Here is an 11,461-nt window from a genome sequence, read left to right on the forward strand (position 1 = left end):
GTGTCACCCGTCGCTCCCGTTGCGCCCGTGGCTCCGGTGTCACCTGTCGCTCCTGTTGCGCCCGTGGCTCCGGTGTCACCTGTCGCTCCTGTTGCGCCCGTGGCCCCGGTGTCACCTGTCGCTCCTGTTGCGCCCGTGGCTCCTGTCGCTCCCGTTGCGCCCGTTGCGCCTGTGGCTCCGGTGTCACCCGTGGCTCCCGTTGCCCCAGTACCACCTGTTGCACCTGTCGCCCCAGTACCACCTGTTGCACCTGTCGCCCCAGTACCACCTGTTGCACCTGTCGCCCCAGTACCACCTGTTGCACCTGTCGCCCCAGTACCACCTGTTGCACCTGTCGCCCCAGTACCACCTGTTGCACCTGTCGCCCCAGTACCACCTGTTGCACCTGTCGCCCCAGTACCACCTGTTGCACCTGTCGCCCCAGTACCACCTGTTGCACCTGTCGCCCCAGTACCACCTGTTGCACCTGTCGCCCCAGTACCACCTGTTGCACCTGTCGCCCCAGTACCACCTGTTGCACCTGTCGCCCCAGTACCACCTGTTGCACCTGTCGCCCCAGTACCACCTGTTGCACCTGTCGCCCCAGTACCACCTGTTGCACCTGTCGCCCCAGTACCACCTGTTGCACCTGTCGCCCCAGTACCACCTGTTGCACCTGTCGCCCCAGTACCACCTGTTGCACCTGTCGCCCCAGTACCACCTGTTGCACCTGTCGCCCCAGTACCACCTGTTGCACCTGTCGCCCCAGTACCACCTGTTGCACCTGTCGCCCCAGTACCACCTGTTGCACCTGTCGCCCCAGTACCACCTGTTGCACCTGTCGCCCCAGTACCACCTGTTGCACCTGTCGCCCCAGTACCACCTGTTGCACCTGTCGCCCCAGTACCACCTGTTGCACCTGTCGCCCCAGTACCACCTGTTGCACCTGTCGCCCCAGTACCACCTGTTGCACCTGTCGCCCCAGTACCACCTGTTGCACCTGTCGCCCCAGTACCACCTGTGGCACCTGTCGTGCCTGTTGCACCTGTGGCACCCGTTGCTCCGGTCGCACCTGTGGCTCCTCCGCCGCCCGTGAGCGTCAGCGATACGTCATCCACCAAAAGATCCGTCGTTCCGGCTTGCGGAAGATTATTGATCAAAAGAAACGCTTGCGTCGTTCCGGGCGGCGCCACGCTTGTCGTTCCGGTGATTTGTGCCCACGTGCCGGCTACGTCGGGAATATCGCCGGCCGGAACCGTGATAAACAGCCCGTTCCCTAGGTTCGTAAAGGAACTGTTAAAGAACGTGACTTGAATTTGCGCTGCCGAAGACGGCGTTGCTCCAACCTTCGCCAGAAAAAGGGACAGATCGTACGCTTGACCGGCGGTTGCCGTTACGAACTGCGAGATAAAGGATGTCACCCCGCCCCCTTGCAATCTCGCCGAAAAGCTCCCTGAATGCGCGAACATACTGGTAACGGTAGCATTGGAAGAACTCCACGGAACCAGGGTTCCCGTTTCAAATCCCCCGTTAACCACTAAATTTGGACCAGGCATCAGTAGATTACCTCCTCTCATTGTTGAAGGACTTCTATGTGTGGATTTAGAAGTCTTGAATATCATATGGATTTTCTTATAGAGTAGGAACGTCATTTAACTCTAGTCGAAATCACATTTTTAGAAGAGAGGTCTCGGAGAAACTATTAAAATCCGTAAAACTAATATAGGCCCACCCTTTGGCTCCCCTTCTTGAGCCAGCGGTGAACCTATACAATCGAAATTTATCGCATTCTTTTCAGATGTTCCATCAGGGAAGAATCGGCAAGCGAACGATCACTTCCGTGCCTTCCCCTTCGCGGCTGTCGATGGCAAGGCCATAAGTTGTCCCATATTGCATCTGAATCCGGCGCTGCACGTTCACAAGTCCGATGCTTTCTCCGGTTTCGGCACCGGCTTCACTGCCGTAACGCAATTTTTTGCGGATCGAATCCAGCAGCGCGGAAGAAATGCCGTTGCCGTTGTCTTTAACCGAAATCATCAGCTGCCCCTCCGACTCCGAAGCGGAAATATTTATTTTTCCGTTATAGCTTTTCGACTGCATGCCGTGAATAAAAGCATTTTCGACGATCGGCTGAAGAATGAACCGGATGATTTGTGAAGCCATGAGCTCCCCCGGGATGAAAGTGGCTGTTTCCACCCCTTCCCCGTAGCGGGCGTTCATGATTTTCAAATAATTCTCGATATACGCCATTTCCTCTTCCAGAGAGGTGGTTAGCGATCGCTCTTTATAAATGGATCTCAGCATGTTGCCAAGCGTCGTAATGCTGTCCACGATGCTGTGCTCTTTTTGTACCATAGCCATCCATTTGATCGTATTGAGCGCATTATAAAGGAAATGCGGGTTGATCTGGGATTGGAGCGCCTCCATCTCCAGCTTTCTTTTGTCCGCTTCTATTTGCTTGTTCTCCGAGATCAGCTCTTCGATGCTCATGGACATTTTATTGAACCTTCTCCCGATGAGTCCCAGCTCCGTGCTTGGAGTCTCATCCAGCATGATTCCCAGATTCCCCTTTTCCATCTCCCGCATCGCGTAGACTAGATGGTTGAACGGCCGGGTGATCCGGTAAATCCAATAGAAGGACAGCAGCAAAGCCAGCAGCAAGCCAAGCCCGAGCATGATGCCGATCAGGCGCCGCAAAATGATGATATTGCGGGTAAACTGCGTTTCCGGTGTTTCGTTAACCAGGATCCAGCCCGTTTTGCCGATCCGGTAATACGTAATCTGCTTGTTGCGGCCGTCCGCCTCCATGCTGAAGCTGCCGTTTGTTTTGGAACGATCGATTCGTTCGGCAAGCTCCACCTTATTCCCGATTTTTGACGGATCGGAATTGGAAACCATGTGCCCCGTGTCGTCTATCAGATATTGGGTCCCCGTCACGGCGCTGTTCTCGCTGTTGTAGATGGAGCCAAACTCCGATTGTTTTACATTGATGGCAAGCACCGCCGAGCGGTTGATCCGGCCCAGCACGTTAACGTTGCGGACCACCGTCATAAATGGAACCGGATTGCTTCCCGGGTCTCCTTCCGACAATCCGAACATTGCGGAGTCCGTCTGGCCATTCCAGACAAATCCGTACATCTGTTCTTTGATGCTCCGGTACAAGGACGTGGAAAAGAACGGACTCGACTGGCGCGCATCGTGGCGGTACCAGCTTCCCCCAACCGAATCGGACAAGGCCTCCCCAGTCCCGCAGGTTAGCGAAATCGAATATACGAAAGGATAGGTTCCCAAAATGTCGTCCAGCGCTTTGATCGTTTCCTTGGCTCCGACGATGCGTGTTGTCTCGTCGGCATCGTCCGGCAAATTGATAAAGGCTTGAACGTCCTTGTTGATCGCAAGCAAGCCGGCCAGCTTCTCCAGTTGATCGCGAAAATTGAGAATATTGTACTCCGCTTGACGAAACTGCCGGGTCACCAGTTCCTCCGACTGCTTTTTTAGCATGGACATCACGCTGCTGTATACCAGCGCGGCAATCAGGGAGACGATCAGAAGAGTCATGAAAAGGAAGGATGCGATCAGCTGCGTTTTCAGCTTGAGATTGAAGTTTCGGTCGGTAAAAATTTTAAGGATTTTCATCATGAACCGCTTTCCTTTCCAGCACTTTTTTTCGTCTAAACTCCACCGGAGACACACCCGTCGTTTTTTTGAAAATCCGGCTGAAGTAAGCGCTGTCAGGGACGCCGACATTTTCGGCGACTTCGTAGGTTTTCAGCGTGGTATGGAGCAGAAGCTCCTTGGCCTTTTCCATTCGGTAATCCGTCAAAAATTCGATCAGATTGCGGCCCATGTCTTTTTTGAACAGAAGGCTTAAATAATTCGGACTGAGCTCGACATACTCGGATATTTCCTTCAAAGTAATGTTCTGGTCGTATCGCTGCCGGATGAATTGCACGGCCTCCGCAACTTCCTTGCTGACGGACTTGATCATTCTCTTGATCTTGGCGGTTTCCGCAAGGTGACCTTCCCAAGCTTTGATGGTATCCGAGATCGTGGCGCTGGCGTTGACCTTCTCTTCCCCGGATAATTCCATCAGGGCCGCTTGATCTTCCGGGATTTGCAAATAAGCGTAAGTCCATTCCATCAATCCGGAGAACATCCTCTTCCAGCTTCGTTCGTCAGGCAAAATTTCCCCCATCCGCTTCTCCGTCTCCATCTTCAGATCTTCAAAATAAGCGGAACCCAAAGCCTCCCAAGCCTTACAGCTTTGCAGCGTTTCTTGTTTCCAGCGCTGCTCCGGGAAATGGTTCGGACTCCATGACGAATAGAATTCGACTGCAGCATCAGAGAAATAGCGCGCTTTCATAACCTCGCTGCATTCCTGATAGAGGCGGCGCCATTTCGTAAAACCCCGTGCCAGTGAACTTACGCTGATAAAAACGGGAACGTCGAAATAGGTCCGCATCACCTTTTGGACATTGGCAAAAATATCGCCCCATTTCAGGCAAATTTCTTCATCGGACCATTTCTCGTCAAAAGAAAACAGCAAAAGATACCGGTGCGCCTGATCGTGATAGGCCTCGCCGACACCATGATTATTCAGGATTTCATTCAAAACGTTCAGGATCGTAAAATGGATCAGCTCTCCCCGGTCATCGTCAAAGCGCTGGAGTAAACGCGTGCATTGACGAGGTTCCAGCATCGCCATCGCCGTCCGTCCGGACTCCAGCCTGGAACCCAATTGCTTCAGTTGTTCGGCCAGTTCCGAGTCGGAATAAACGCCATAAAACAAATAATCCTTGATCAGTTTTTCCTTCAGCATGTTCAGATTCATTCGATGATTTAAGGTTAGCGGGGTATATGTTTTCCGAGACCGAAGCTCCTCGTAGACGGAAGACAAAATATCCTCCATCTCGTTCTCCGTCATCGTCAGTTTTAAAATATAACCGGATACTTTCAGACTGGCGGCTTTTCGGGCATATTCGAATTCTTCGATACAAGAAAGAATGAGGATTTTCGTGTCCTGGTCTTTTTTCCGGATTTCCGAGATCAGCTGAAGTCCGTCCATCACGGGCATTTTCAGGTCGGTGATGATCAGGTCCGGCTTCTCTTCCTCATAGATTTTTAAGGCCTCCCGGCCGTTGGCGACGTCGGCGATGACCTCCATCTCGTAGTTGCTCCACGGAATCGAATTTTTCAGGCCGACGCGAACGAGCAGTTCATCTTCCACGATCAACACAGAATACATGAGGACCCACTCCATTCGATAATCTCGTTGTACTTCAACGATATCATAGACATGCTCCAATGGATATGTAAAAAGATATCAGCCCGCCGCGAAAACAGGCAGACTGATATCCGTGCTATCATCTTCAAAAAAAGAAGGAGATTATTCCTTATTGCTGAGCTCCTGCGGTAAGCTCTTTGTAGGTTTGCAATCCTTGATCGTACGATTGCTTCCAGAAAGCGTCGACTTCCTCAAAACCGGCTTTGTTCATCTGATCGATGATGCGGTCTTTTTCTTTTTGGAAAGCGTCGTCGCTTTTCGTCATGATGGCTTTCGGAATTTCCCGAATCAGAATTTGTTCGATGTTGCTTTCTTTCTTCGCCAGGTCGTCAGAGCCTTGCGGCTGCAGGGCAGGCATGGCCGGAATAAAGGATGAGCTGAGCGGTTTGGCTTTGCCTTGTTTTACGAGTTGATCCCATGCGTCGCCAGGGAACTTGCCGCCGTAATGTTCGCTGTATTCCTTGTCGAGCGGCGTAAGTTTGGTCATGATGAACTTGTCGGAGTTTCTCAGGTCCACGTAGGCTCCGTCATCCGGATTGATGGCGCTGCCGCCGAGTCCAACGAGTTTCCCGTACAAGCCGATCCCCGTTTCAGCCGCAAAATTCGAATCGGTGGTCATTTGTTTAATTACATCGTCTTTAATTTCAGGTTTGCCGTTCTCAACATCCCAGTGAACGCCTTTTACCCCGTTCAAAAGCAGCCGTGCTCCATCATAAGTGCGGAAGTAATCAAGGAATTCCATGGCGCGTTCCGGATTTTTGCAGCTCTTCGTGATGATGATCCAAGGGTCATTTTCCCCAACGATCGATTGCAGAGCGTAAGCCTGATTCGTAGCGCCGTCGACCACTTGGGCTTCAAAGCCTTTATCGTCTTCGCCTTTGGCTTTGAAATAAGCGTTGGCTGCGTCGATTTCCCAGCCCATATGGATGGTCAGGAGCTGTCCGGCTTTCAGCTTGGCTTCATAGTCGCTCATTTTTTGCGTGAACATATCCATATCCAAAATGCCGGCGCGGTAAGCTTTATTGTAGAACTCTACGCCTCTCCAGAGCGGACCGTCCGGAGCATACCGGTGTACGTAAGAGCCGTCCGGCTTGGTAACGGTATTCTTGGTGTTTTCCGTCCAGCCTTCTTCATAGATGAACGGTACGTGGTATGACCAGAGACCCCAATCGGTCCAGCCGGAGATCCCGTAAACCTTTTTGCCTTCGTCCGTTTTTGGATGTTTCTTGAGTTCGTCGGCAATCATCGGAATCATATCGTCGAACGATTTGAGTTCCGGATAACCTTCTTCTTTGTACAAATCCCACCGTGTGTACCAAGCGACGTTCGGCGAATAGTTGACGTACTGCTTCGCATCGGGAACGACGCTGATCGGAAGGAAATAATAATCCCCGTCCGTATTATTCATGCGTTTATTGATGACGTCGAGAGCGGATTTATATTTCAAAATATCTTGGCCTTTGGATTCCAGCAGCTGCTTCAAAGGCATGGCAATTTTACCGTCCATGGCCGCTCTGCCCTGTTCCGGCGGCACGATCATGATGTCGGGGAGGTCTCCGCCGGCCAGCATGACTTTGATTTTTTCCGGGTCGCTGCTGATAATGTCCATGGTGACGCCCGTTTGTTTCTTGATTTCATCGGCTACCGGATTCTTCTGAACGCCGGGAGCCCCCGAGGAGAATATCTGGTCCGTACTGATCGTCAGCGTGATGGGCTCTTTCCCTGAGGTGCTGTTGCCGCTATTCGATGCGTTTCCGGAAGTATTCTCGGCGGAGTTGTTTCCGCCCGAGTTGCCTCCGCCGCAAGCGGTCAGGGCGAGCATCAGGCTGGCGATAACGGCGGACAGCACGATACGCGGTGCTCTTTTACTCATGTTGATATTAACCCTCCTTATGAATGCTATGGTTTGTCTATTATATACAGCCCGGATCCGGGCGGCATACCGTAAAATAAATGTTCAGGTCAGCCCTTGATGGCGCCAAGCATAATGCCCTTGACAAAATACCGCTGCATCGTCGGATATACAACCAGAATCGGCAGCGTAACGATGATCGTCGTGCACATTTTAATCGATTCCGGCGTCAGTTTGATGCTTTGCGCATTCCGGGTAATGCTCGAAGCGTCCATGGTAGCCAAGGCGTTGGCCGAGTTCAAATATTCATACAGAATGAGCTGAAGCGTCTTAAGACTCTGATTTTGAACCAGAAAATAATTGTCCATCCATGTATTCCATTGTCCGACTGCGGCGAAAATCGCCACGGTGGCCAAAATCGGTTTGCACAGAGGGAAGATAATCGATCTGAACAAGGTCAGGTAGCCGGCTCCGTCGATCATGGCCGATTCTTCCAATGCGGCCGGCAGCTGCTCGATATACGTCTTCATCAGGATGACGTAGAATCCGGACACGGCCGTCGGCAGCACATACAGCAGGAAGTTATTGTTCAGGTGAAGCATTTTCATCGTAATGTACCAGGGAATCAGACCCGCGTTGATGTACAGCGTGATCACCAGCATCCGGTAGACCAGCTTTCGAAACAGCATTTTGTCCTTTGTCAGCAAATAAGAGAAAAAGCTGCAGCAAATGATCGTAAGTCCGGTGCCAACCACCGTTCTTGCCGCCGAGATGAAGAACGAATTTTTCATATACGGCAAGTTGAGAATATTCTTGTAAGTATCGAGGTTAAATCCCGCCGGCAGCAGGAAGATCCCTTGAGATACCTTCATCGGATCGCTGATCGAATAAATGAAAACGTAGTAAAACGGATAAATGCAGATGACGACAAACAGGAACAGCAGTGTGTAGTTAACGACGTCAAACCAGCGGTGCTCCGCTTTGCGCATGGGTCATACCTCTCCTTCCGATGTTCTCTATATCAGGTTCTCGCCGCGGACTTTTTTGGAAATGCGGTTCACGGAGAATAACAAAATGACACTTACTATGGTTTTGAATATCCCGACTGCGGTCGCGTAAGGATAATCCCCTACGATAATCCCCATCCGGTACGCGAAATAATCAAGCACCTCGATCTTGCTGGCGACCAAAGGGTTGTAAAAGACGAAATATTGGTCGAACGAGCTGGACAGCATGTTGCTGATATTCAACAGTGTCAGTACCAGGAAGGTCGGCAAGATGCCCGGAACGGTAATATGCCAGATCGTTTTGAAACGGCCCGCCCCATCCACTCTCGCTGCGTCGTAAAGCTCCGCGTCGATCCCGGCAATAGCTGCGATATAAATGATGGCGCTCCAGCCCAGTCCCTTCCAAACCGTAATCAGGGCTTGAAATACCCAGGTGAAATTCGCGTTTGACATCGGTTGAACCTGATGATCGATCCCCAGCATGCCGAGTAAGGAGTTGATTAGCCCCTCACTGGAGAAAAAAGCGAAGGCCAGCGAGAAAACCAGGACCCAGCTGATAAAGTTCGGCAGCGTCGAAAAGGTCTGCACGAATTTTTTGTAACGGGTAGACCGAACCTCGTTGATCATGATGGCAAATATGATGGCGAGCGGCGACAGCAGCAGGTTAAGGAGGTTCATCGCCAAGGTATTGATGAGCGCGTTCACCAGATCCGTGGAGCCGGTCAATATCTCCTTGAAATGCTCGAAGCCTACGAAAGGCGTCATGGAGAGCGGAATCCCCGGCTTATAATCGAAGAAGGCGTAAATCCAGCCATAGACCGGGAAGTAATTGAAGAGCAGCATCAAAATGATGAACGGAACGGAGAAAAGGAACAGCAGCAGGCCGTCCCTGCTTCTTTTTCGTTTCCCGCCGATTTGCGGCGTGACGGTTTGTGTAACGGTTTGTGAAGCCATGGCAGCAAACTCCTTTCTACATGGTGCATTTTCAGTATAAAGTTGGCCTTAAGGAATCTGAATGTAATCTATTCCTACTTCTTGGAGGAAACTATGCGTGTGGAAGAATGCGCTTTCTTTTTTGACGCCGGTCCCCAAAAGAGTTGGACTTTTTTCCGGGGAATGGGACTTTTTTACGAAAGCAGGTGGCGGTAGCTTTCCTGAAGTCCGGCCTGAAACGCCTCAGCCCTAGGGAACCGCGGGGAGTCCGGACCGAGATTCGTAATGTTGCCGTAGACCGTCAATGTCTCGAAGGTTTCTTTGACCCCTTCATGGTAATAAATCGGCACTACAACGCCGTGGACGATGTTGCCCGAGATTTCGATCCACGCCGAGGCCTCGTCCATGTAAATCCCGCCGGGAAAACCGTGAATCCGCGTGTAATGATCATATTTTTCATAATGACCGAACGTATGGCGCACCACGTCCTCAATACACACGGGACCTTCCGAATTGCCGTTGTCGTGGATATAGTTGCCGACGATTTGCGAATCCGGCATCGCGGAAAGCGTGTAGATGGCGCCTCCGTCATGAAGCTTTCTCAGTACATGGTGAATGTGATTGTATGCCACACGGATGCGCTTCGAGACAGTGGGTTCGCGGAAGACCGGATAATAGTCCGGAGCGAAGTTGGACAAGCGCTCGATGCCGGGATCGCAGTAGCCCCAGCCCCAGCCGATGGAGATGCCCGAGTAGGCGATTTCGCAAATCTCGTTATGGGCGATCGTAGTCCCTTCGGTATACCCCGTTATGACCGCTACGCTGCCTTTGAAGTCGGTGCCGATGTGGTGAAAATAGTTGTTCTCCACCCGGTTGTCCGCGACGATCTCCCGCAGATCCTCCGGATGGGCATCATGGAACGAAAAGTCGCCGATCTGTACGCCGCTCCCGGCGATATAAGCAAACTCGTTGCCGATCAAGGCATTATTCCGCGAACCGAATTCGATATCCACGGCCCCGCTGCCTAAGCGATTAAATCGGCATCCCTCAAACTCAATCTCCCGCGCCGCATGCAAAACGATTGCCGATGGAACCTTGCGGTAGGCGGAATGCGCGTTCAGATCATTCCCCGGGTCCTTCAGCAGATTGGCCTGGATTTCCGGATGTCCCTCAAGCAAAGGCTGCATAAAGGTGGTATGGCTAAAGGTCAACCCGTGAAAAGAAATCCCCGACACCGGAGCATCCAGCGTCCCTTTTATCTCAATCAGCCTCTCCGCCAGCGGGATGATGAATTCGAGCTCGGACACGGTTTCCTCTTCTTTGGCGTAGTAATAAATCACTTGTCCGGCCCGGTCGTAATACCATTCCCCTGGGTTGTCCATCCGCTCGAACACATTTTCAAAATAGCTCGGCACTCCTACCTGGACCCCCGCTTTGATCTGGCAATCGCGGAAGCAGGGCATTTTCATATGGATGATCGCTTCCTCGCCGCTTCGTTCGATGGAATCAATCGGACATATGCTGTGCGCCCAGCCCACATCAAACACCGCTTCAATATCCTGAGGATTGCTCCAGCCCAGCATTTCGGCATGGATCGTCCGGTATCCGGCGTAAACCGGCAGTTCCCCTTGATAGGTGCGGACAGTCTCCTGTTTGTTCCAAAATTCATAAGCGTCGTTAGCAGCCTTATCCCAGCCGGTTGCTGTGATCTCGGCTGTTTTGGGCCTTGGGGCAGGCTCGCCGTTGACATACAGATGACGGCTGTACGGCAGACCCGCTGCGGAAGCTTTATATAACCTGCGGCCGGCGGCATCAACGACCGCTTTCCAGCCGTTTACCCGAACGCCGCCGCTGAGGACCGCCTTTTCGCCTGGATAAGCCTCATAACGAATCCGGAAATCGCCGCCGGCCGAATCCTCCGGTCCAAAAACGAGCGGCTCCTTCAAAATATAAGTGCCTTCCCGGATCCAAACCACAAAGTCTCCCCGCATGGAAGGGAGGTGGTTCCGCACTTCTTTCATTGCCCTGCCGATAGTCCGGAAGGGGTGTTCCTTGCTCCCGGAATGATCGTCTTGCCCCTCCGGCGAGACGAACCACTCGTTTTGGACCGTTCTGATCGCAGTCATATTCCCTATCACTCCTCCTGATCCCGGCCAAGGTAAGTCTCTGCTTTTTTTGCCTATCTCCCTCAGCCTTCACTTGATAGGGTAATTATAGAAAGCGGGGTATTGAATAGGAATGGATTTAATTATGACTTTCGGTACTCTCCTATCTACCTGACCGGAAATGCCATTGGACGGCCGGGCAAACTTGAACGAACAAGCTTGAACGAACAGTCCGGGCTCGACAAGCAGAGCCAGCCTAGGTCAACAGCAATGGACTCAGATGACGCTATTGGCTCGAAAA

The 11,461-nt window shown here is 52.0% G+C and carries 7 protein-coding genes; all 7 read right to left on the minus strand.

The genetic code is table 11. The features are described 5' to 3' along the window. Nucleotides 1–1,535, minus strand: a 1,535-nt coding sequence (locus tag ACI48K_RS03365) for an NTTRR-F1 domain (protein WP_475026193.1), incomplete at its 3' end; no start/stop codon positions are given. A gap of 250 nt (nucleotides 1,536–1,785) precedes the next feature. Further along, nucleotides 1,786–3,618, minus strand: coding sequence for a sensor histidine kinase (locus ACI48K_RS03370; RefSeq protein WP_475026194.1), 1,833 nt, complete (start codon nucleotides 3,616–3,618; stop codon nucleotides 1,786–1,788). Next, the gene (locus ACI48K_RS03375; RefSeq protein ID WP_475026195.1) at nucleotides 3,602–5,224 is read right to left on the minus strand and encodes a response regulator; all 1,623 of its coding nucleotides are present in this window, start codon (nucleotides 5,222–5,224) and stop codon (nucleotides 3,602–3,604) included. The genes ACI48K_RS03370 and ACI48K_RS03375 overlap by 17 nt, the downstream gene beginning before the upstream one ends. Nucleotides 5,225–5,372: 148 nt before the next feature. Then, nucleotides 5,373–7,136: a type 2 periplasmic-binding domain-containing protein gene (locus ACI48K_RS03380; RefSeq protein ID WP_475026196.1), complete on the minus strand. Its 1,764-nt coding sequence runs from the start codon at nucleotides 7,134–7,136 to the stop codon at nucleotides 5,373–5,375. Nucleotides 7,137–7,225: 89 nt separating this feature from the next. Continuing rightward, on the minus strand, nucleotides 7,226–8,104 hold the full coding sequence (locus ACI48K_RS03385; RefSeq protein ID WP_475026197.1) for a carbohydrate ABC transporter permease: 879 nt from the start codon (nucleotides 8,102–8,104) through the stop codon (nucleotides 7,226–7,228). 27 nt (nucleotides 8,105–8,131) lie between these two features. Continuing rightward, on the minus strand, nucleotides 8,132–9,076 hold the full coding sequence (locus ACI48K_RS03390; protein WP_475026198.1) for an ABC transporter permease subunit: 945 nt from the start codon (nucleotides 9,074–9,076) through the stop codon (nucleotides 8,132–8,134). Nucleotides 9,077–9,249: 173 nt separating this feature from the next. Beyond that, entirely contained in the window at nucleotides 9,250–11,181 is a 1,932-nt protein-coding gene (locus ACI48K_RS03395) for a right-handed parallel beta-helix repeat-containing protein (protein ID WP_475026199.1), read from the minus strand. Nucleotides 11,182–11,461 lie beyond the last annotated feature (280 nt).

It is taken from the genome of Paenibacillus terrisolis (assembly GCF_056171975.1).

Coding starts and splice junctions, on each gene's coding strand:
- ACI48K_RS03370 (WP_475026194.1), bottom strand. CDS start 3,618: ATGATGAAAATCCTTAAAATTTTTACCGACCGAAACTTCAATCTCAAG.
- ACI48K_RS03375 (WP_475026195.1), bottom strand. CDS start 5,224: ATGTATTCTGTGTTGATCGTGGAAGATGAACTGCTCGTTCGCGTCGGC.
- ACI48K_RS03380 (WP_475026196.1), bottom strand. CDS start 7,136: ATGAGTAAAAGAGCACCGCGTATCGTGCTGTCCGCCGTTATCGCCAGC.
- ACI48K_RS03385 (WP_475026197.1), bottom strand. CDS start 8,104: ATGCGCAAAGCGGAGCACCGCTGGTTTGACGTCGTTAACTACACACTG.
- ACI48K_RS03390 (WP_475026198.1), bottom strand. CDS start 9,076: ATGGCTTCACAAACCGTTACACAAACCGTCACGCCGCAAATCGGCGGG.
- ACI48K_RS03395 (WP_475026199.1), bottom strand. CDS start 11,181: ATGACTGCGATCAGAACGGTCCAAAACGAGTGGTTCGTCTCGCCGGAG.